This is a genomic window from Candidatus Pelagibacter sp. PS_23, assembly GCF_059417905.1.
In genome coordinates, this window is the sequence record NZ_CM182071.1 from 304,515 (window position 1) to 326,554 (window position 22,040).

The following is a 22,040-nucleotide window of genomic DNA, read 5'->3' on the forward strand; positions in this document are numbered from 1 at the left end:
ATTACTTTTTACCTTTTAAGCTTATCTTAACGTCAGATAAATCAACAAGATTTTTTTTGTAGTTATTTCTAACAAAACCTTTGCTGGTAACATCTTTTATAATTTTAAGTAATTGATTTTGATCCTCAGTATTTTCTTCCTCAGGTAAAGATCTATCTGATCCACCAATTGATGGAGTGTGAGCAAGATCTTCTCTATTTTGATATGAAATTGCTAATTCTCTAAAAATATAATCAAGTATTGAAGAAGCACTCATTATTCTGTCATTACCGTGTACTTTTCCAGATGGTTCAAATTTAGTATCAACATAAGCACTGATGAACTCATCTAAAGGAACGCCATATTGAAGACCAAGTGAAATTGCTATTGCAAAATTGTTCATCAAAGCTTTTACCAGTTCACCCTCTTTACTTGTGTCTATGAAAATTTCTCCAATTTTACCATCTTCATATTCACCAGTGTGGAGATAAACTTTATGGTCACCAATTGTCGCTTTTTGGATGTAACCTTTTCTTCTATCAGGCATACTAAATCTTTTACTGACACCTTCGTTAATTTTTTTAACAAAATTAGTATTATTTTCTTTTGAAATGACCTTAGGTTTGCTTTGTTCGGTAATAATATCTATTTTTTTAGTTTCAGTTACTTTATTATTTGCATCTAAACTTTTTGTTTTTCTTGTATCAAGTTTAACGTCTAAAACTTCAAATTTTCCATCGTCCCGCTTTTCAAGATTTGCCAACTCTGTTTCATTAATATCATCCAGATAATGATTAACTTTAAAGCTACAAGTATAATAAGTTTCTACTAAATATTTTGCCATTTTTCCTTTAATTAATTTTTTATTTTGAATCGTAAGATAATTAATTTATATACAAATCCTTACTTTAGTCTAATTTAAATAATACAATTTAGGATTGAAGAATTAATAAAATAATATGTTGACACTTTTAAAAAAAATTTTCATTTGGTGGAACCAAGAAACACTAGGTACAAAATTAAAAACTATTTTTTACGGAAAACTTGCTGGAAAAGATTCTAGTGGCAACAAATATTACGAAAGTAAATCTGGAAAACGATGGGTGATTTACAATGATGAAATTGATGCATCGAAAATCCCTAATGAATGGTTCTCTTGGATGCATTTCACTAATAATAGAATTGAAAACAATCATGAATTGAAAAAATATGATTGGCAAAAACCGCATCAATCAAATCAAACGGGTACTGAGAATGCCTATCATCCTAATAAAAATAATGATCCTATTAAAAAAAAATATACAATCTGGAAAAGTTAGTTTCTTATTTCTTTTAATTTATTTTTTTTTAACAAGCTTATCATCACCCCTAATAGCTAATGAAAATAACGAAGGAAAATTTGTTGAAATAAAAATTTTAGATAAAGTAAGTTCAAAGACCGATCTTTTAAAATTAAAGATAGGAGAGGAGCTAAGATTTAAAAGTTTGTTAATAAAAAGTCTCAAATGCAAAAACTCTGAATTTGATGACAACCCAGAAATTACAGCTTATATTCAAGTTAAAGACACGATTAAAAATGATAACAACGAAGTGTTTATATTTAATGGGTGGACTTTTTCATCTAGTCCTGCGGTAAATCCTTTTGATCACCCAGTGTATGATATTTGGTTAACAAGATGTTATTAGAATACTTTTTCATTATCTAGCCAGCTAACATTAAAGTCTGACTCAATAAATTTTTTATGATTTAGTAAAATTTTATGAAGAGGTATCGTTGTTGTTATTCCTTCAATGACAAATTCATCTAAAGATCGATTCATTCTTTGTATTGCTTCAGTTCTATTTCTACCATGAGTGATGACTTTACAAATCATACTATCGTAAAATGGTGTAACTTTATAACCTTGAAAAATTGCACCATCTACTCTTGTTCTAAAACCTGATGGTTGGTGACACATTCCTATAGTTCCAGGTGAAGGTTGAAAATTTTTACTCGCATCCTCTGCATTAATTCTACATTCTATTGCATGCCCCCTAGGATTAATGTCACTTTGTTTTAAAGCTGTTTCACCAGTGTATGCTATCCAAATTTGCTCTTTAATAATATCAATACCAGTTACCATTTCAGTTACAGGATGCTCCACTTGAACTCGGGTATTCATTTCTAGAAAATAAAATTTTCCATCTTCATATATAAATTCAACAGTTCCAGCCCCCTCATAACCAATTTTACTAACCATATTTACAGTTCTTTCAAAAAGATCTTTTCTGATCTGATCTGTTAAAACTGGACTAGGAGTTTCTTCTATTAATTTTTGATGTCTTCTTTGAACTGAGCAGTCTCTTTCATGTAAATGTACTGTTCTATTTTTTCCAGATAATACCTGAACTTCAATATGTCTTGGATTTTGGAAAAATTTCTCAATATAAATTTCATCATTGCCAAAATATTTTTGTGCTTCAGACTTTGCTGTTGAAAATAATGTTTCAAATTCTTCTTCTTTACGAACGATTTTCATTCCCTTGCCACCACCACCTGCGGATGCTTTAATCAGAACTGGAAAGCCTATTTTTTTACAAAGTTCTTTGGCTGCCTTTATGTCTGTTATTCCGCCTTCAGAACCCTCAATAACAGGAAGACCATGTTCTTTAGCAATTTTTTTTGCTTGAATTTTATCTCCCATCATTTCTATGAGTTTTGAAGAAGCACCAATAAATTTAATATTATTTTCCTCTAGTACTTTAGCAAAATTTGCATTTTCAGATAAAAAACCATATCCAGGGTGAACCGCTTCTGCTTTTGTAAGTTCTATTGCTGACATCAAAGCTGGGATATTTAAATAACTATTTGCAGGTTGGTGTGAGCCAATGCATACACTTTCATCTGCCAGTCTTACATGCATACTATCTTTATCAACATCAGAATGAACAGCGACAGTTGCTATACCCCATTCTTTGCAAGCTCTTATAACTCTGACTGCAATTTCCCCTCGGTTTGCAATTAGAATTTTTTTAAACATTACTCTACGATGATAATAGTTTGGCCGTATTCAACAGGTTGGCCATCTTCTACACAGATTTCTTTTATAATTCCATCTGCTGTTGATGGAACGTGGTTCATAGTTTTCATAGCCTCAACTATCATAACCGTTTCACCTTTTTTAATTTTTTTACCAACTTCTACAAACTTTTTACCACCAGGTTCTGCCGCAAGATAAGCTGTACCAATAATAGGAGATTTAACTTCAGTTCCAGATACAACAGTTGACTTAACTGTATCAAGGGCTGGTGTTGAAGCAGAAACACTTACAGTTTGATTTGAACTAGCTGGATTCGATTTTGATACTTTTATTTTAGTATCTTTATCAGTGTATTCAATTTCAGTTAAATTGAATTCATTTAAGTAGTCTGTTAATTCTTTAATGATATTTTTATCTATTTTCATTTCTGTAACATGTTTTGCATTGCAATTATGGCTAAAATATAACCAATATCACCTAAACCAAAAATTCCACCAGTAGCAATATCGCTGATTAAAGATTTGTGTCTAAATTCTTCTCTTTTATATATATTTGATATGTGAAGTTCAATAATTGGTTTTTTATAAATATCTAAAGCATCCCTGATAGCTACAGATGTATGTGTAAAACCTGCAGCATTAATAATTATACCATCAAATTTACTTTTAGCCTCTTGGATGGTTGTAACTATTTCGCCTTCTATATTTGACTGGTAAAATTCTAAATTAATATTTAAATCTTTAGCTTTATCTAAACAATTTTCTTTTAACTTATCAAACGTTATTGATCCATATTGTGATTGTTCTCTTTCACCTAATAGATTAAGATTAGGACCATTAATAATTATAATATTATTACTCATCAAATTCTTATACATTATGAAAAAAATAAAAAAAATAAAAATTAAACTAAATGGTAAATTTTTAACAATAAATGAAAATTTAAGCCTCTTAATTTTTTTAAAAGAACTAAAAATACCTCTTAAAAAAGTAGCAATTGAATTAAATCAAGAAATAATAGATAAAAATAATTTAAAAACTATAAAACTAAAAAATAATGACAAAATAGAAATTGTTCATTTTATTGGAGGTGGATAAAATTGGTTAACGATAAATTAATAATTGATAAAAAAAAATTTAATTCCAGATTAATAGTTGGAACTGGAAAATATAAAAGTATGGCAGAATGTGCAAAAGCTATTAAATTATCTGGAGCAGAAATTGTTACTGTTGCTGTGAGAAGAGTAAACATTTCTGATAAAAAAAAACCTTTATTGATGGACTACATTGATCCAAAAAAAATAACTTACTTACCAAACACTGCTGGCTGCTTTAATTCTGAAGAGGCTCTTAGAACATTACGTTTAGCAAGAGAAATTGGTGGATGGAAACTGGTAAAACTTGAGGTTTTAGGAGATAAAAAAAATTTATTTCCAGATATGATTGAAACATTAAAATCTACAGAAGTTTTAACTAGAGAAGGATTTAGAGTAATGGTTTATTGTAATGATGATCCTTTAATGGCTAAAAGATTAGAGAATGTAGGAGCTTGTGCAATTATGCCTCTCGCGGCACCCATAGGATCTGGACTTGGGATTCAAAATACAACAAACATAAAAATAATAAGAAGCCAAACAAAGCTTCCTTTGATAATTGATGCTGGTTTAGGACAAGCGTCTGACGCAGCTATTGCCATGGAGTTAGGTTGTGATGGAGTGTTGGCTAATACTGCAATCGCTAAAGCTAAAAAACCATTTCAAATGGCACTGGCATTTAAAAATGGAGTAATTGCAGGAAGACAATCTTATTTAGCAGGTCGTATAGAAAAATCTATATATGGAAGCGCATCTTCTCCAAAAACTGGAATTATCTAGGCTACTGGTTTTTTAAAAAATTTCTTTTTAAAAAAAGGTTTTTTTTTATAAGGCTTTTTTTTAATAGGACTTTCAAAAGATTTAACTTCTTTTTTTTGCTCTTCTAGGTTTTTTAACTTTTCTATATGTTGAACTATTTCTATTGTTTTTTTAGTTTTGTTTTGAAGATCAATTATGTATTCAGGAATAATAAGACTGTTATCTGCAATTATATCGATCTTAATTAAGTTTTTTTCTTCAAAATACTTTAAATCTTCAATAAAGTTTTCTTTCATAAAGTCCGATATCTTTTCGCAAATCTTAAGTTCTACAAATTTTGCTTTTGTTAAAACAGCTTTAACCTCAACTAATTTAAGAATCTTCATCGCAAAAGACTCATCTGTAAGTGTAACTTTCCATTTTACAGCACTTTCCCTTAATCTTTGTCTAGACATTTCTAAAAGTCCAAATGTACTAATTCTTCCAATTTGAATTCTTGCCCTATCAGTTCTGCATTGTTCTTTAAGTTTTCTCTCAACCAACCTTCTATTTCCAAAACTCAACATATCAATAAAATCAATAATAATTAGACCAGACAGATCTCTTATTTTTATTTGTCGAGATATCTCTTCTGCTGCCTCAAGATTAGTGTCTAAAGCAGTACTTTCTACATTTTTTTGTTTAATAGAGCTTCCTGAATTTATGTCAATTGAAACTAGTGCCTCAGTTGGATTTATAACTAGGTAACCTCCTGATTTTAGTTTTATTTCTGAGTCATAAATTTGATTTAATTTTTCTTCAATGTTCTCTTTAAAAAATAAAGGAACTTTTTCTCTATATTTTTTTATTTTTTTTACATGAGAGGGCATCATTAACTTCATAAAGTTTTGGGCTTTTTTGTAACCTTCATTACCTTCAATGACGATGCTATTTGTGCTTTCATCATACATATCTCTCAAAGTTCTTTTTATAATATCACTTTCTTGATGGATTAATGATGGAGCTATAGAGTTTAATGCATTTTCTTTAATTTCATTCCAAGTTTTAATCAAAGTTTGAAGATCATGATCAATATCATTTTTTGTTTTGTTTGATCCTGCAGTTCTTACAATAAGCCCCATTTCTTTTGGAATAACTATATCGTTTAAAATAGTTCTAATTTTTTTTCTTTCTCCTGGGTTAAATATTTTACGAGATATGCCACCACCTTTTGGTGTATTGGGCATTAGGACAATATATTTACCTGCTATAGAAATAAAAGTACTCAACGCAGCACCTTTTTGTCCTCTTTCATCTTTTAAAACTTGTATTAAAATTACTTGATTAGGTTTTATAACTTCTTGAATCTTATATCTTTTAGATCTAAATCTTGTTTCAGGTTTTCTACCGTGTAATACAGGCGAAGGTTGCTCTTTATCTTCATCTACTTGAGTGGTATCTGTAATTGGAGTATCACTCCCTTCTGTTATCTGATCATTGGTTTCAAATTCAGACTCAAGTTTTACTTCAACTGGATCATTAATATCAAGATTACCCTCGTTAATATTTTTTTGTTCTTCTAACTCACTTTTTTTTAATAGTTCTTCTCTGGCTTTTTCTTCTTCTTCTTTTATTTTTGCTAAATCACTCTGAGGTATTTGATAATAGTCAGATTGAATATCGTTAAAGGATAGAAAACCGTGTCTATCTCTTCCAAAATCAATAAATGCAGCTTGTAAAGATGGCTCTACTCGACTTACCTTGCCAAGGTAGATATTATTTTTTATTAAATTGTTTTTTAAGCCTTCGTACTCGTAGTCTTCAATGTTTTCACCTGACTTAAGTACAACTCTTGTTTCATTTGGATGCGAAGCATCAATGTATAAATTTTTTTCCATATATTTTTGATTAATTGTTTCATTTTATATTTAAATAATTTTAAATTTTGTTTGAATTCTGATGCCTTAACTTTAACAAATTCTTATATATATTAAACTAAAATGCATCAGATAATTAAAAATATATTTATAGTAGTTTTAAGTGTTGGTTTGTTATCTGCATTTTCTGTATTAGCTGTTTTGTGGGCTTTTTCTAACAATTTACCAGATTATAAATTCCTCAAAAATTATAAACCATCAGTTTCTAGTAAAGTTTACTCAGGGGATGGTGAGTTGGTGAATGATTTTTCATCAGAAAAACGAATATTTGTACCCTATAAATCAATACCAGAAAAAGTGATTAATGCTTTCTTATCTGCAGAAGATAAAAATTTCTATTCGCATCCAGGAGTAGATGCCAAAGGAGTGTTAAGAGCAATAATTAATAACATTTCCAATGTAGTTGCATCAAGAAGATTAGAGGGCGCATCAACGATAACTCAACAAGTAGCAAAAAATTTTTTATTAACTAACGAAGTAAGTTTAAATAGAAAAATTAAAGAGGCAATTCTTGCCTTTAGAATAGAAAGAGCCCTTTCAAAAGAAAGAATATTAGAACTATACTTAAATCAAATATATCTGGGTGAAGGTACTTATGGCGTTGCATCTGCTAGCTTAGAATATTTTGACAAATCAATTAGTGAATTGAATTATGAAGAAGCAGCTTTATTAGCAGCTCTGCCAAAGGCTCCAAGTAGATATAACCCGTATAAAAATATAGAACTTGCAAAATTTAGAAGAGATTTAGTTATAAACAATTTGTTTGAAAATAATTATATAAGCAAACAAAATCAAAAAGAACTTTTGTCAAAAAAAATAATATTAAAAAAAAGAAAAAAAATTTTTACAGAAGATACGAGTTACTACGTAGAAGATATTAGAAAAAATGTGGTTGAAAAATTAGGATTTGATAAAGTCTACAAACAAGGATTAAATATAAGTACACCTATTAATATTAGCTTGCAAAAAATTGCAACGGACTCATTGAGACAAGGACTTATTGAATACGATAAACGAAAAGGGTGGCGTGGTCCATTGACTAATATTAAAAATTTAGAAAAATGGAATAAAGATTTAGATAAATTTAGATTAGAAAGATCAATTAATTGGGATTTAGCAATAATTAAAAAAATAGATAAATTTTCAATAGAAATTGAAACAGAAGATGAAAAAAAAGGAATTATTAAGTATGAAAACATCTCTTGGATCAAAAAAGACTTTAAAGAAATATTGAAAATTGGAGATATTATTTATGTTGAAAACATAAATAAAAACATATTTGCCTTAAGGCAACTACCAGTAGTTAATGGAGGAATTGTTGTTATGGACCCTTTTACTGGACGGGTATTAGCTCTAAGCGGTGGATTTAGCTTTAAAAAAAGTGAATTTAATAGAGCCACACAAGCACTAAGGCAACCAGGTTCTGCTTTCAAACCTTTTGTTTATGCTTTAGCTCTTGAGAATGGGTATACACCATCAACTTTAATTCTAGATGCACCACTAGTTTTAGAGCAAGGATCTGATTTAAAAATGTGGAAACCTGAAAACTACGGTAAAAAATTTTATGGACCATCAACACTTAGAATGGGGTTAGAAAAATCTAGAAACTTGATGACTGTCAGAATTGCACAAGATCTTGGAGTTAAAAAAATTGTTAATTTTTCAAAAAAACTCGGTATTTATGAAAATCCCAGTGAGCTTTTATCAATTTCATTAGGCTCTGCAGAGACAACTTTATTGAAACTAACATCGGCATACTCTTCATTTATTAATGGAGGAAAATTAGTTAAACCAATAATGATAGATAGAATTCAAGACAGTGAAGGGGTTACAATTTTTAATAATGAAATGAGAGAGTGTATAAATTGTGATCAAATATCACATTTAAGTGACAATTATCCAAATATAAAGGACAGTTTTGAGCAAATATTTTCCCCAGAAACAGCATATCAAATGACCTCGATATTGGAGGGAACTGTTCAAAATGGAACAGGAAAAAATTTAAAAGATTTAAATTTGGATTTGGCTGGAAAAACAGGCACAACAAACGGAAATACAGATACATGGTTTATAGGATTTACTTCAAAATTAGTAATAGGAGTTTATGTAGGTTCAGACAATCCAAGATCACTTGGAAGGTATGAAACAGGAGCAAAAACAGCATTACCAATTTTTAAAAGCTTTGTAAAAAAAGCTGTAAAAAAAGAAGAAGCAAGACCGTTTAAAGTTGCAAAAAATATTTTAATGAAAGTTATTGATCCTATTACCGGAGAAAAAGCTGAAATTGGGACAAGAAGAACAATTATTGAAGCTTATAAAGAAGTGAAAGTGGAAAATTTATTAAATAAAGATATTAATAATAGATTAAAAAATAATAATATATTAAGGTTCTACTAATGGACAATGAATATTTAAATTACAAATCTGAAATAGAAAAAATCAATCAAAGAGTTAAGGAGTACCTTTGAAAAAAATGATATTCATAAAAAATTAGAAAAGAATAACCAAAAAATATTAGAAACTAATTTTTGGCAAGATAAAGCAAATTCTCAGAAAGTTATTAAAGAAAAAAAATTATATGAAGAATTAATAAATTCATATGAAAATTCATCTAAAACAATAATTGACCTTGATGAATTAAACGAACTTGCTTTAGAAGAAAAAAATCAATCTGTCATAAACGAAGTTCTTGAGAGTATTAAAGATTTAAAAAAATTAGCTAAAAAAAATGAAACTAAATGTTTTTTGTCAAATGAAACTGACAGTTTAGATTGCTATATAGAAATTCACGCTGGTGCTGGTGGAACGGAGAGCCAGGATTGGGCAGAAATGTTAAGAAGAATGTATTTAAAATGGTCAGATATTAAGAATTTTAAATCAGAATTAATTAGCGAACATAAGGGAGAGGAAGCAGGCATAAAATCATCAACTATTAAAATTGAGGGTGATTATGTTTTCGGATGGTTAAAAGCTGAGTCTGGAATTCATAGGTTGGTTAGAATATCTCCTTTTGATTCTGGAGCTAGACGACATACCAGTTTTGCAAGTATCTGGATTTATCCAGTCGTAGATGAAAATATTGAAATAGAAATTAATGAAAAAGATTTACGTATTGATACCTATCGATCAAGTGGAGCAGGAGGGCAACATGTGAATACTACAGATAGCGCAGTAAGAATAACCCATCTACCTTCTAAAATAGTAGTTCAATGTCAAAATGAAAGATCTCAGCATAAAAATAAAGATACCTGTATGAATATGCTTAAGGCAAGACTATATGATTTTGAATTAAAAAAAAAAGAACAAGAAAGCCAAACAGTAGAGTCTTCCAAGTCAGAAATTGGCTGGGGTCATCAAATTAGATCTTACGTACTTCACCCATACAGAATGGTAAAAGATAATAGAACTAACTTTGAAAGCTCAAATCCTGATAAAATCTTAGATGGTGAGATTGATGATTTTTTAGAAAGTTCGTTATATAAAGTGAAATAATGAAAAGAATATTTAAAATTCTTGTAATATTAATAATAACGCTTGCAACAATTGTTATTTACTTGAGCTTCTATGGAGTAAAAACTGACAAGTTTAATAAAGAAATTATAAAGAATGTTTCAAAAATTAATAAAAAAATTAACCTTTCATTAAATGAGGTTAATTATCTATTAAACCCACTGAATTTTAGTATCAATATTTCAACAAAAAATCCTAAAATATTATTAGAAGATAAAAGTCTTGATTTAAAAGACATTACTAGCAATATTTCATTAAAATCTTTTATAAGTAATCAGTTTTCTATTGATGATTTAAAAATTTCAACAAAAGAAATTAAAATCAAAGATTTAATCTCAATAACAAGAGCAGTTGAAGGCTCACCACAACTTTTTGTTTTAGATAACATCACTAAAGAGGGATTAATTTCTGCAGATATAAATCTTAAATTTGATTTAGATGGAGAAATAAAAAACAACTATCAAATAACTGGGACTGTCAAAAAAGCAAAATTTAATATTTTTAACAAGGTTGAAATTGATGATTTAAACCTTTCATTTAATATAAGCAACAATCAGCTAACATTAAAAAAGATAGAAACAAATCTTAATAGTATAAAATTAAAATCACCCTTAATCACAATTGAAAAAAAGAAAGATATATTTTTTATTGATGGAGAGGTGGCGAATAAAGAACAAAATTTTGATATAAACAAATTAAAACCTATACTTGGTAATTTACCAAACAATATAGAGATAGAAAAAATTGACTTTAATTCTGTAAATATTTTTTCTTTCAATGTTAACAAAAAATTAAAATTAAAAGATTTAAAACTAGAGACCAACTTAAGCTTAGAAAATTTTCAAATAGTTAAAAATCCCCTTAATTTAAAAAAATTTTTACCTAATTATACAGAGCAAATTAAATTTAAAGATCATAAAATTAAAATTAAATTAATAAAAGGTATATTGGATATTAGGGGTGATGGAGATATCAATATTGGAGACGAGTCTGAACAATTATCTTACAGCGTTATTAAAGATGATAGAAAAATAACATTTGATACAAACCTTAATATTAAAAATAATCCATTAACAATAAATTTTTTAGATTATAAGAAGAAAAAAGGAAACAGTTCAGAAATTTTATTAAAAGGTATTTACAAAAAAAATAAAGAATTGATATTAAAAGATATTTCTATAACAGAAAAAAATAATCGAATTTTAATTAAAGATTTAATGTTTAGTAAAAATTTTAAAGTTAAAGATTTAACTTACATTAAACTTAATTATCGAAATAAAAATGATCTTCTTAACAATTTAGAGCTAAAAAAAAATAAATCTAATTTTTCCATAAATGGTAAAAGTTTTGATGCAACACAGTTAATTAGCAATAGTATGAGTGATGATGAAAGTACTACAATTTTTGAAAATTTTAATTCTAAATTTGATATTAAAATAGGCACAACTTATATAAATAAAAATGATTATACTAAAAATTTAGCTGGATACTTCACTTTTAAAAATAACAAATTAGATAAATTAAATCTAGCATCTACTTTTTCTAACAATAAAAAAATGAACTTATCTATTGAAACTAATAACCAAAATGAAACTGTTACAAAATTCTCTTCAGACTATCCAAAACCTTTGATTAAAAGATATGACTTTATTAAAGGATTTGAAGAGGGTTATCTAAATTTTAATTCTATAAAAAAAGATGGTGTTTCTAATTCTGTATTAATTATTGATAACTTTAAAGTTAAAGAGGTACCTGTTTTTGCTAAGCTTTTAAGCCTAGCGTCACTTCAGGGTATTGCAGATCTTTTAACGGGTGAGGGAATAAGATTTACCGATTTTGAAATGAGATATTCAAGTCAAAAAGGTCTTACTAATATTGAAGAAATGTATGCTATTGGACCTGCTATTTCTATATTAATGGATGGTTATATTGAATCAAAGGAATTGGTTAGCTTGAGAGGAACATTGGTTCCTGCAACAACTATAAATAGATCTATAGCTTCAATTCCACTACTGGGTAAAATACTAATAGGAGAAAAAACTGGTGAAGGTGTTTTTGGTGTAAGTTTTAAAATAAAAGGACCTCCAAAGAATTTATCAACAACAGTTAATCCAATTAAAACACTAACACCTAGATTTATAACAAGAACTTTAGAAAAAATTAAAAAGAACTAAATTAACTCAACTTTAATATGTTTTTTCTTGCCAAGTGAAAGTTTAATTAAACTACTCTTAAATAAATCTTCAGTAATTAAAAACTTTTCATCAGAAATAGCCTGACCATTTATTTTAATTCCATTCCCTTTAATTAATCTTCGAATTTCACTTTTAGAACTTTCTAATTTTGATAAAATTACCAAATCTAGAATACTTATATTATCATCTAACATTTTTTTATTAATTTGAGTGGTTGGTAGATTTTCACCTAATGAATTTTCAGAAAATGTTTGTTTGGCTGTTTCTTGGCATTTTCTTGCCTCATCTTCTCCATGCAACATAGAAGTAGCTTTGTTGGCAAGTAAAATTTTTAACTCATTAATATTGTCATCTTTAATATTTTCAATTTCATCAACATTAATATCTGTAAAAATTTTTAAAAACTTTAAGACATCTCGATCATCAATATTTCTCCAAAATTGCCAGTAGTCATATGATGAAAGAAATTTTTTATCTAGCCAAACAGCTCCAGATTCAGTTTTACCCATTTTTGCACCTGAGGCTAATGTAATAAGAGGTGTCGTTAAACCGTAAACATGATTATTTGAATATCTTTTTATAAGATCAACTCCATTAACAATATTACCCCATTGATCAGAGCCACCAATTTGAAGCATACATTTTTCTTTTTTGTTTAATTCTAAAAAATCGTATGCTTGTAAAATCATATAGTTAAATTCCATATAACTTAATGACTGCTCTCTCTCTAATCTAATTTTGACACTATCAAAACTCAACATTTTGTTAATAGTAAAATGTTTTCCAACATCTCTTAGAAAAGAAATATAATTTAAATTTTTAAGCCATGTGTAGTTATTAACAAATATAGGTTTTGTCTCTGGATCTTTATCATCTAAAAAATTTTTTAGAATTTTTTCAATATTGTTTATATTTTTTTCTATTTCTTTTTCAGATAAAATTGTCCTAGTTTTATCTTTTCCGGATGGATCACCTATTCTAGTAGTACCCCCTCCTAATAAAACAATTGGTTGGTGGCCATGTTTTTGGAGCAATCTAAGACACATAATTTGAAGTAAGCTACCAACGTGAAGACTTTCAGCTGTACAATCAAAACCAATATAAGCTCTGATTTTTTCTTTATCTAATAATTGAGATAGATTTTCTTCACCTGTACACTGGTAAAAGAAACCACGATCTTTAAATTCTTTTAAAAATTTATTCATAAATATGCTATCTAGAATATACAATATTTACTTTAAAAATAAGAATGGAAAAATTTTATACTTCTTTAGGGTTAATGAGTGGCACATCTATGGATGGGGTTGATGCATCAATTATTAAATCAGATGGTGAAAGTAACTATGAGCCTATATTTGATAAATATTTTGAGTATGATGGGTTAATTTACTCAAACTTACTAAATCTAAGAGATAAAATAAATTCAATAAAAGATTTACAAGATAATTCTTATCAAATTAACGAGCTCGAGAGAAAAATTACCTTATTTCATGCAAAAATTAGCAAAGAAATTATAAAGAATGCAGGAGTAGATGTAGATATAGTTGGGTTTCACGGTCAAACAATTTTTCACAATGCTCAGGAAAAAATATCAAAACAAATAGGAGATGGCAATTTACTATCAAGTCTTTTAAAAAAAAATGTAGTTTATAACTTTAGAGAAAATGACATTCATAATGGAGGCCAAGGAGCTCCATTAGCTCCAATCTTTCACAACTTACTTATAAACCAGAATAAAATAGAGAAACCTGCTTGTGTTTTAAACATAGGAGGTATCGCAAATATTACTCTTGTTATCTCAAAAAATAATGAAGATTTAAAAAGTTTTGATGTAGGTCCTGGTAATTGTCTTTTAGATGAATGGGTTAGAAGACACACACAAATGAAATATGATGAAAATGGAAAAGCATCAAATATAGGAAAAACAAGTGAAGTTATTCTAAATCAAGCGATTGATAATTTTGACAATATAAGTAATCAAAAAAAACTTTCATTTGATATAAAAGATTTTGATTTAAGTTTTGTAAAAGGTCTCACATATGAGGATGGCTTATCTACATTAGTAGATTTTACAGCAATAATAATTTATCAATCAATTTTAAAATCAATCAACAGTGAAGAAAATAAAAAGTTATTAATAATAGTTTGTGGTGGTGGAAGAAAAAACCTTTCATTAATGGAGAGCATAAGAAAAAGACTACCAAAAAATATTTATTTAAAAATAATTGATGATTATAAAATTGATGGTGATTTCATCGAGTCACAAGCTTTTGCTTATCTTGCAATTAGGTCTGCACTTAAAAAAGTAATTTCATTCCCCAATACTACAAATGTCAAAAAACCGTCAATAGGTGGAGTTTTAGTTAAAAACTATTAAGATTAAAATAAAGCAGATTCTTTTTTGATATATTTATCTAAACATTTTACTAATACGTCTTCTGTTTTAGTAAAAAAATGATTAGCATCATTTATAGCCTGAAAGTCAACTTTAATACCTTTTTGGGCACTCAATCTTTTATCTAGATCTGTAATATGTTCTAAGGGAACTAACTCATCCTTTTTTCCATAAATCATTAAACCTGAAGTAGGACATGGAGATAAGAATGAAAAGTCATAAACATTTGGTTGTGGTGATATTGCAATAAATCTATTTATTTCTGGTCTTCTCATTAACAATTGCATTGCAATTAAAGATCCAAAGGAAAACCCTGAAACCCAACATTGTGAGTTATCAAAATTTTCACGCTCTAACCAATCTAGTGCTGCAGCTGCATCAGCTAGTTCACCTTGACCATTATCAAATTCACCATCACTTTTTCCAACACCTCTAAAATTTACTCTACATACAGAAAATCCATTTTCCATAAAAGTATGAAATGTATCAACCACAACTTTATTATTCATTGTTCCTCCATATTGAGGATGAGGTTGTAATACTAACGCTATTGGTGATGTAATTTTTTCACTTTTGTAATACTTTGCCTCCATTCTTCCAGCAGGCCCAGGTATAAAAACTTCAACTATTTTATTGTCCATAAATGATATTGATTATTATTCTCAAAAAAAAATACACATATCATAACTAAGCGACAATATGTTATCTTTTTTATGTATTGTATACTTGACTAATTTAGTCAGGTTTGTATAAAAAGCCCTCTTAAATAAGGATAATATGAAATTAACTTCAAAAGGTAGATACGCAGTAATGGCTTTAGCTGATCTAGCTAAGTTCAATAGTGTTAATCCAGTATCTTTAAGAGATATATCGTTAAGACAAGGTATCTCTTTGGATTTTTTAGAACAAATTTTTTCTAAGTTAAAAAAATATAATATCGTAAAAAGTATTAGGGGTACTAATGGAGGTTATATCTTAAACAAAGAACCAGAAGAAATTAAATTAGCAAACATACTTAGTGCCGTAGATGAAGAAGTTAAAACTGTTCAATGCAAGAAGGAATCTAAAAAAGGATGCAATAGTAAGACTACGAAATGTATCACTCATAATTTATGGGACGAACTTGAAGTTCATATCAATCATTTTTTCGAACAAAAAAATTTAAAAGATCTTATAAGCAATTCTTCAGAAAGTAGAAATTAAAATGGATGCAAGAGAAAAAGAAATAGAAAAATTAAAAGATTATAAATATGGATTTTCAACTGATATTGAAAATACTAGAGCACCCAAGGGTTTAAATGAGGAAGTAATTAAGTTTATTTCAAATATTAAAAAAGAACCACAATGGATGCTTGATTGGAGATTGAAAGCCTTTGAAAGATTAAAGCAATTAAAAGAACCTAATTGGCAAAAACCTAAATATCCCAAAATAGATTATCAAGATCTTTATTATTATTCAGCACCAAAAAGTATGGATGATAAACCAAAAAGTTTAGACGAGCTAGATCCAAAATTATTAGAAACTTATAATAAACTTGGAATACCTCTTCAAGAACAAGCAAGACTTAATGGAATAGCAGTTGATGCTGTATTTGATTCTGTTTCTGTTGCAACCACGTTTAAGGGTGAGTTAAATAAAAAAGGAATTATTTTTTGCTCTATGTCAGAAGCTATACAAGATCATCCTGAATTAGTAAAAAAATATTTAGGGTCTGTAATTCCAATATCAGATCATTATTTTGCAACACTTAACTCTGCAGTGTTTACTGATGGTTCATTTGTATATATTCCTGAAGGAGTAAGGTGTCCAATGGAACTGTCAACTTATTTTAGAATTAATGCTACTGAAACAGGTCAATTTGAAAGAACTTTAATCATTGCAGATAAAGGAAGTTATGTAAGTTATCTAGAAGGATGCACAGCACCAATGAGAGATGAAAATCAATTACATGCAGCAAATGTAGAATTAGTTGCACTAGATGATGCTGAAATAAAATATTCAACTGTACAAAATTGGTATCCTGGAGACAAAGATGGAAAAGGTGGAATTTATAATTTTGTAACTAAAAGAGGTTTGTGCAAAGGAAAAAATTCAAAAATTTCTTGGACACAAGTTGAAACAGGTTCAGCAATTACATGGAAATATCCAAGCTGTATATTGATGGGTGATAATTCTGTAGGAGAATTTTACTCAATAGCAATAACAAACAATCATCAAAAAGCAGATACAGGTACTAAAATGATTCATTTGGGTAAAAATACAAAAAGCAAAATAATATCAAAAGGTATTTCAGCTGGATTTGCAGATAATACTTATAGAGGCTTAGTGGATATTGCAAAAAATGCTGACAATGCAAGGAATTTTACTCAATGCGACTCTCTTTTGATGGGTAATAAGTGTGGAGCGCATACTGTTCCATACATAAAGAATAAAAATTCTAGCTCAAATATTGAGCATGAAGCAACCACATCTAAAATTAGCGATGAACAATTATTCTATTGTAATCAAAGAGGTTTAAATCAAGAAGAGGCTGTTAGTTTAATTGTTAACGGTTTTTGCAAAGAGGTTCTGCAACAATTGCCAATGGAATTTGCTGTTGAAGCTCAAAAATTAGTAGGAATAAGTTTAGAAGGGAGTGTTGGTTAATGTTAACAATTAAAAATCTTAAAGCGAATATTGATAATAAAGAAATTTTAAAAGGTTTAAATTTAGAAATTAAACCAGGAGAGGTGCATGCAATTATGGGGCCTAATGGATCTGGAAAAAGCACTCTATCAAATGTTCTTTCAGGGAAAAAAGGATACACTGTAACTGGTGAAGTAAAGTATTTTAATGAAAATCTTTTAGAATTAGAGATTGAAGAAAGAGCTCATAAAGGAATATTTTTAGCATTCCAATATCCATTAGAAATACCAGGGGTTAATACTAATATATTCTTAAAAACATCTTTAAATGCAATTAAAAAAGCTAAAGGTGAAAAAGAACTAGATGCTATTGAATTCTTAAAATTAGTTAAACAAAAAGCTGGAGAATTAAAATTTGATGAAAAAATATTAAGCAGACAATTAAATGTAGGGTTTTCTGGTGGAGAAAAGAAAAAAAATGAAATACTTCAAATGTCTATCCTAAATCCTAAGCTGTCTATTTTAGACGAAACAGATTCTGGGCTTGATATTGATGCTTTAAAAATAGTATCTGAGGGTGTGAATGCATTAAGAAGTAAAGATAGTTCTTTTTTAATCATTACCCACTATCAAAGATTACTTGATTATATTAAACCAGATTTTGTTCATGTTTTAATTAATGGTCAAATTGTTAAATCTGGAGGATCTGAATTAGCAATGGAATTAGAAAGCAAAGGTTACGAAACTCTTAGTTAAATGATTGAACAACTAAAATCAGATTTCAATAAGATGACAGAAAATTTAAAATTTTCTGAAAGCAATATTGAGTTTAGAAAAAAAAATTTAACAAATTTTATTGATAAAGGCTTTCCAAATAAAAGAATTGAAGATTGGAAATTTTCAGATTTAAATCAAATAATATCATCTAATATTAAAAATTTAAGTTTTTATAACGATAAAACTTACGAACCTAAAGATCAATTATCTTTAATTAATAAGTTTGAACATAATAAGATAATTTTTATTAATGGAGTTATTTCAAAAGTAGACATTAAGTACGAGGATGACACTAAAGTATTAATTAATAATGGTTTAGATTTAAGTAATAATATCAATGGAATTAATCCATTAGTATCATTAAATCATGCTCTTGCTAGCGCACATATAGGTATTACCGTTAAAGAGAATTATTCATTAAATAAACCTCTAGTTTTATACAATATAACTACTGAGAATGTTAATTCAACTGCACTCAATTTAAGAACAGATATTAAGTTAGAAAAAAATAGTAACTTGAAATTAGTTACTATATTCGATGATCAGTCTCAAAATAATTTCATTAATATAAATCAAAATTTTGATATTGCTCAAGATGCAATCCTTAAAAGCTACAAAATTGATCATAAAACCAATTCTAATATTAAATATTTTTATAATAATATTAATCTTGAAAAAAATAGTATTTCTGAAAATTTTATTTTTTCAACAGGATCTAAATTTATCAAAAATGAAGTAAATTGTAATTTAAATGATCAATACAGTTCAGCATTTATTAATGGTGTGATAAATTTAAAAAACTTACAACATCATGAAATTAAAACGAACATAAATCATTTAGCAGAAAATACAAAAAGCTATCAATTAATCAAAACGGTTTTAAATGACAATTCTAAAGGTATCTATCAAGGTAAAATTTTTGTTGATCAAAAAGCACAGAAAACAAATGGGTACCAACTAAGTAAAGCTTTACTTTTAAATGAAAATACAGAATTCGATGGTAAACCTGAACTTGAAATTTATGCAGATGATGTAAAATGCTCGCATGGATCAACTTCAGGTAACCTAGACGAAGACTTGATATTTTATCTAATGTCTCGAGGTCTAAGTTATCAGCAATCAAAAGAATTATTGATTAATGGTTTTCTAATGGATGCAGTTGAAAAAATTACTGATTTAGAAATCAAAAATTTAATCAAAGAGATGATGGGAGTTGTAGAGTGAGTATAGAAAATATTAAAAAAGAATTTCCAATATTTAATAATAAAGTTCATAATAATGATCTTGTATATCTTGATAGTGCTAACTCATCTCAAAAACCACAATCTGTAATTGATAGAGTTAATGATTTTTATACAAATGAATTTTCAAACACAGGTAGAAGCGTTCATTACTTAGCGGTAGCTGCAACTAATCTTTATGAAAATACAAGATCTTCTGTTCAAAAATATATTAATGCTAAAGATAAAAATGAAATTGTATTCACTAAAGGTGCGACTGAGGCAATTAATCTTGTAGCTAATACCTATGGTCAAAAATTTTTAAATGAAGGGGATGAAATACTTATAACAGAACTTGAACATCATTCTAATTACGTGCCCTGGCATTTTTTAAGACAATCTAAAGGTATAAAGATTGAGTTTGCAGAAATTAATGATGATGGAGAGATTACTTTAGAAAGCATTGAAAAAAAAACTACATCAAAAACAAAATTAATTGCTATTACACACTTATCAAATGTAACGGGATCAGTTTTACCAGTTAAAGAAATAACAGAACTTGCTCATTCAAAAGGTATTGCGGTTTTAGTAGATGGATGCCAAGGTGCTCCTCATTTAAAACTTGATATGCAAGACATAGACTGTGATTTTTATGCTATTTCTTGCCATAAAATGTACGGGCCAACAGGTCTTGGTGTTTTATATGCAAAGAAAAAGTGGCTAGAGGAATTACCACCCTATCAAGGTGGTGGTGGAATGATTCAAGATGTAAAAAAAGATAGTATTTCATATGGTGATTTACCCAATAAATATGAAGCCGGAACAATGGCTACAGCACAAGTTATAGCATTTGATCAATCTATAAAATTTTTAGAAAAAATCGGAATTGAAAACATGATTAAACATGAGCAAGAATTAATCGAATATGGTCAAGAAATTTTAAGAAAAAATAATTCAGTTAAATTAATTGGTAACCCAAAACATAGATCAGCAGTTTTGTCTTTTACTATAGAAGGTGTTCATCCACATGACATAGCTACAATATTGGATGAAGATGGTGTTGCTATTAGAGCAGGTCATCATTGTTGTCAAATCCTACATGACAAATTAGGAATACCTGCAAGTGCACGTGCTTCATTAGGTGTTTACAATACAAAAGATGATTTAGATCAACTTAATAATTCTATCAATAACTGTAAGAAAATTTTTAATCTCTAATGAATATAAAAGAACTTTATCAAGAAATAATTTTAGAGCATGGTAAAAATCCACGCAACTTAAGAAAAACTGAAAATTTTAATAAAGATGCAATGGGTAAGAATCCATTATGTGGTGATAATGTACATATATTTTTAAAACTTGATGAAAATAAAAAAGTAGAAGATATTTCATTTGAAGGTAGTGGCTGTGCAATTTCAATGGCCTCAGCATCAATTATGACTGATTTAATTAAAGGCAAAGAAGAAGTAGAAGTTAAAGAAATTGTAAATGACTTCTTAGGTATGATTAAGGAGAATCCTGAATTAAAATCAAAAAACCTAGAAGAAGATGAAAAAACTAAATTAATGTGCTTGTCTGGAGTAAAACAATATCCAATGAGAGTAAAATGTGCGACTTTATCATGGCATACTTTAATTTCTGCAATTGACAATACTCAAGAAGAAATTAATACTGAAAAATTAGATTAAATTATGGATTTAAGAGAACAAGTAATAGCTGAAATTAGAAAAATTTATGACCCAGAGATACCGGTCAATATTTATGAATTAGGTTTAATTTATGATGTTAAAGTAAACGAGTCTAAAGCTAAAATTATAATGACCTTGACTACACCAAATTGTCCTGTTGCAGAAAGTTTACCTCAGGAAGTTAAGGATAGTGCAATGCAAGTAGAAGGCATTGAAGAGGTTGATCTAGATTTAGTTTTTGAACCACCTTGGGAAAAATCAATGATGTCTGAAGCTGCTAAATTGGAGTTAAATCTATAATGAACCCTATCATTAAATTAAGTGATAATGCTGCAAGTCGTATTAAAGAAATTATGTCTGGAGTTGAGTCGAATTCAATTGGTGTTAGAGTTGCAGTTAAATCTGGTGGTTGTGCTGGCATGTCTTATGTAATGGAATATGCAAAAGAAATAAATCCTTCAGATGAAATAATTGAAGATAAGGGTGTTAAGGTTTTTGTTGATGCTGCAGCTGTTATGTACTTATTAGGCACTGAAATGGACTATAAAAAAGAAGAATTTTCATCATCATTCGTATTCAATAACCCCAATGAATCTGAACGTTGTGGTTGTGGCGAGTCATTTAAAGTATAACATTACCTAAACGCATATCAGTATTGCAAATATCACATATCTATGGTATTAAATAGTTATGAATAAATTTGAATTTAAAAATCTTGTTAAATCTCTAGAAAAGTCACTGAAAGAAAGAACTTTTTTCAAGACTCTTAGAAAAGAAGTAAACACTGGTGCTAATGGCACACAGGATTACGTTGTTAAAAAAGGAATTAACAAAGATACAATCGCAACAACTAGACAGTAATT

Annotated in this window: 24 protein-coding genes; 17 read left to right on the forward strand and 7 right to left on the reverse strand. The window is 28.3% G+C overall.

Annotated features, from left to right (window positions below; translation table 11 throughout):
• Position 1 precedes the first annotated feature (1 nt).
• Positions 2–823: a TSCPD domain-containing protein gene (locus AC5SLY_RS01615; protein WP_006997190.1), complete on the reverse strand. Its 822-nt coding sequence runs from the start codon at positions 821–823 to the stop codon at positions 2–4.
• A 115-nt stretch (positions 824–938) separates the two neighbouring features.
• Between AC5SLY_RS01615 and AC5SLY_RS01620 the strand changes: the two genes are divergently transcribed.
• Both AC5SLY_RS01620 and AC5SLY_RS01625 read left to right on the forward strand, forming a co-directional pair.
• Positions 939–1,298 (forward strand): NADH-ubiquinone oxidoreductase subunit NDUFA12 family protein, encoded by a 360-nt coding sequence (locus AC5SLY_RS01620; protein WP_011281893.1) that lies wholly within the window; start codon positions 939–941, stop codon positions 1,296–1,298.
• Positions 1,258–1,665, forward strand: a complete 408-nt coding sequence (locus tag AC5SLY_RS01625; RefSeq protein WP_494598984.1) for a DUF2155 domain-containing protein — start codon at positions 1,258–1,260, stop codon at positions 1,663–1,665. The genes AC5SLY_RS01620 and AC5SLY_RS01625 overlap by 41 nt, the downstream gene beginning before the upstream one ends.
• Here the strand turns inward: AC5SLY_RS01625 and accC are convergent.
• From accC to aroQ, 3 genes are read right to left on the reverse strand one after another with little or no spacing between them, the layout of a single operon-like run.
• Positions 1,662–2,999, reverse strand: coding sequence for an acetyl-CoA carboxylase biotin carboxylase subunit (gene accC, locus AC5SLY_RS01630; RefSeq protein WP_271480623.1), 1,338 nt, complete (start codon positions 2,997–2,999; stop codon positions 1,662–1,664). The genes AC5SLY_RS01625 and accC overlap by 4 nt on opposite strands.
• Positions 2,999–3,424 (reverse strand): acetyl-CoA carboxylase biotin carboxyl carrier protein, encoded by a 426-nt coding sequence (locus AC5SLY_RS01635; RefSeq protein ID WP_006997186.1) that lies wholly within the window; start codon positions 3,422–3,424, stop codon positions 2,999–3,001. The genes accC and AC5SLY_RS01635 overlap by 1 nt, the downstream gene beginning before the upstream one ends.
• Positions 3,421–3,861 (reverse strand): type II 3-dehydroquinate dehydratase, encoded by a 441-nt coding sequence (gene aroQ, locus AC5SLY_RS01640; protein ID WP_494598985.1) that lies wholly within the window; start codon positions 3,859–3,861, stop codon positions 3,421–3,423. Before aroQ ends, AC5SLY_RS01635 begins: the two co-directional genes overlap by 4 nt.
• 16 nt (positions 3,862–3,877) lie before the next feature.
• Here aroQ and thiS point away from each other — a divergent pair, with 16 nt between their 5' ends.
• Entirely contained in the window at positions 3,878–4,096 is a 219-nt protein-coding gene (gene thiS / locus AC5SLY_RS01645) for a sulfur carrier protein ThiS (protein ID WP_271564260.1), read from the forward strand.
• A gap of 2 nt (positions 4,097–4,098) precedes the next feature.
• Positions 4,099–4,872: a thiazole synthase gene (locus tag AC5SLY_RS01650; protein WP_006997183.1), complete on the forward strand. Its 774-nt coding sequence runs from the start codon at positions 4,099–4,101 to the stop codon at positions 4,870–4,872.
• Here AC5SLY_RS01650 and AC5SLY_RS01655 read toward each other — a convergent pair.
• Positions 4,869–6,728 (reverse strand): Rne/Rng family ribonuclease, encoded by a 1,860-nt coding sequence (locus AC5SLY_RS01655; RefSeq protein ID WP_018413966.1) that lies wholly within the window; start codon positions 6,726–6,728, stop codon positions 4,869–4,871. The two genes, AC5SLY_RS01650 and AC5SLY_RS01655, sit on opposite strands and share 4 nt — an antisense overlap.
• Before the next feature lie 102 nt (positions 6,729–6,830).
• Between AC5SLY_RS01655 and AC5SLY_RS01660 the strand changes: the two genes are divergently transcribed.
• From AC5SLY_RS01660 to AC5SLY_RS01670, 3 genes are read left to right on the forward strand one after another with little or no spacing between them, the layout of a single operon-like run.
• Positions 6,831–9,164: a penicillin-binding protein 1A gene (locus AC5SLY_RS01660; protein ID WP_494598986.1), complete on the forward strand. Its 2,334-nt coding sequence runs from the start codon at positions 6,831–6,833 to the stop codon at positions 9,162–9,164.
• Positions 9,165–9,209: 45 nt separating this feature from the next.
• Positions 9,210–10,259, forward strand: coding sequence for a peptide chain release factor 2 (gene prfB, locus AC5SLY_RS01665; protein ID WP_494599121.1), 1,050 nt, complete (start codon positions 9,210–9,212; stop codon positions 10,257–10,259).
• Complete coding sequence (locus AC5SLY_RS01670) at positions 10,259–12,451, forward strand: hypothetical protein (RefSeq protein ID WP_494598987.1); 2,193 nt, start codon at positions 10,259–10,261, stop codon at positions 12,449–12,451. Before prfB ends, AC5SLY_RS01670 begins: the two co-directional genes overlap by 1 nt.
• Here AC5SLY_RS01670 and tyrS read toward each other — a convergent pair.
• Positions 12,448–13,677: a tyrosine--tRNA ligase gene (tyrS, locus tag AC5SLY_RS01675; protein WP_494598988.1), complete on the reverse strand. Its 1,230-nt coding sequence runs from the start codon at positions 13,675–13,677 to the stop codon at positions 12,448–12,450. The genes AC5SLY_RS01670 and tyrS overlap by 4 nt on opposite strands.
• Positions 13,678–13,721: 44 nt before the next feature.
• Here tyrS and AC5SLY_RS01680 point away from each other — a divergent pair, with 44 nt between their 5' ends.
• Positions 13,722–14,849: an anhydro-N-acetylmuramic acid kinase gene (locus AC5SLY_RS01680; RefSeq protein ID WP_006997177.1), complete on the forward strand. Its 1,128-nt coding sequence runs from the start codon at positions 13,722–13,724 to the stop codon at positions 14,847–14,849.
• A gap of 2 nt (positions 14,850–14,851) precedes the next feature.
• On the opposite strand, the gene AC5SLY_RS01685 is transcribed toward AC5SLY_RS01680, so the two are convergent.
• Positions 14,852–15,508, reverse strand: coding sequence for an alpha/beta hydrolase (locus AC5SLY_RS01685; protein WP_011281905.1), 657 nt, complete (start codon positions 15,506–15,508; stop codon positions 14,852–14,854).
• A 136-nt stretch (positions 15,509–15,644) separates the two neighbouring features.
• Between AC5SLY_RS01685 and AC5SLY_RS01690 the strand changes: the two genes are divergently transcribed.
• The 9 genes from AC5SLY_RS01690 to AC5SLY_RS01730 are packed head-to-tail and all read left to right on the forward strand — an operon-like array spanning position 15,645 to position 22,038.
• Positions 15,645–16,070: an RrF2 family transcriptional regulator gene (locus tag AC5SLY_RS01690; RefSeq protein WP_006997175.1), complete on the forward strand. Its 426-nt coding sequence runs from the start codon at positions 15,645–15,647 to the stop codon at positions 16,068–16,070.
• A 1-nt stretch (position 16,071) separates the two neighbouring features.
• A complete protein-coding gene (sufB, locus tag AC5SLY_RS01695; RefSeq protein ID WP_006997174.1) occupies positions 16,072–17,514 on the forward strand; it encodes a Fe-S cluster assembly protein SufB in 1,443 nt (480 codons plus the stop codon).
• Positions 17,514–18,248: a Fe-S cluster assembly ATPase SufC gene (sufC, locus tag AC5SLY_RS01700; protein WP_271480634.1), complete on the forward strand. Its 735-nt coding sequence runs from the start codon at positions 17,514–17,516 to the stop codon at positions 18,246–18,248. The genes sufB and sufC overlap by 1 nt, the downstream gene beginning before the upstream one ends.
• Positions 18,249–19,493, forward strand: a complete 1,245-nt coding sequence (locus AC5SLY_RS01705) for a SufB/SufD family protein (RefSeq protein WP_494598989.1) — start codon at positions 18,249–18,251, stop codon at positions 19,491–19,493.
• Complete coding sequence (locus AC5SLY_RS01710; protein WP_494598990.1) at positions 19,490–20,707, forward strand: aminotransferase class V-fold PLP-dependent enzyme; 1,218 nt, start codon at positions 19,490–19,492, stop codon at positions 20,705–20,707. The genes AC5SLY_RS01705 and AC5SLY_RS01710 overlap by 4 nt, the downstream gene beginning before the upstream one ends.
• Positions 20,707–21,177 carry a Fe-S cluster assembly sulfur transfer protein SufU gene (gene sufU / locus AC5SLY_RS01715; RefSeq protein WP_006997170.1) on the forward strand — a complete coding sequence of 157 codons (471 nt, stop codon included), beginning with the start codon at positions 20,707–20,709 and terminating at the stop codon, positions 21,175–21,177. Before AC5SLY_RS01710 ends, sufU begins: the two co-directional genes overlap by 1 nt.
• A gap of 3 nt (positions 21,178–21,180) precedes the next feature.
• The gene (locus AC5SLY_RS01720; protein WP_011281910.1) at positions 21,181–21,477 is read left to right on the forward strand and encodes an iron-sulfur cluster assembly protein; all 297 of its coding nucleotides are present in this window, start codon (positions 21,181–21,183) and stop codon (positions 21,475–21,477) included.
• Positions 21,477–21,809 carry a HesB/IscA family protein gene (locus AC5SLY_RS01725; protein WP_020169243.1) on the forward strand — a complete coding sequence of 111 codons (333 nt, stop codon included), beginning with the start codon at positions 21,477–21,479 and terminating at the stop codon, positions 21,807–21,809. Before AC5SLY_RS01720 ends, AC5SLY_RS01725 begins: the two co-directional genes overlap by 1 nt.
• 58 nt (positions 21,810–21,867) lie before the next feature.
• Positions 21,868–22,038, forward strand: a complete 171-nt coding sequence (locus AC5SLY_RS01730) for a hypothetical protein (RefSeq protein ID WP_006997167.1) — start codon at positions 21,868–21,870, stop codon at positions 22,036–22,038.
• Positions 22,039–22,040 lie beyond the last annotated feature (2 nt).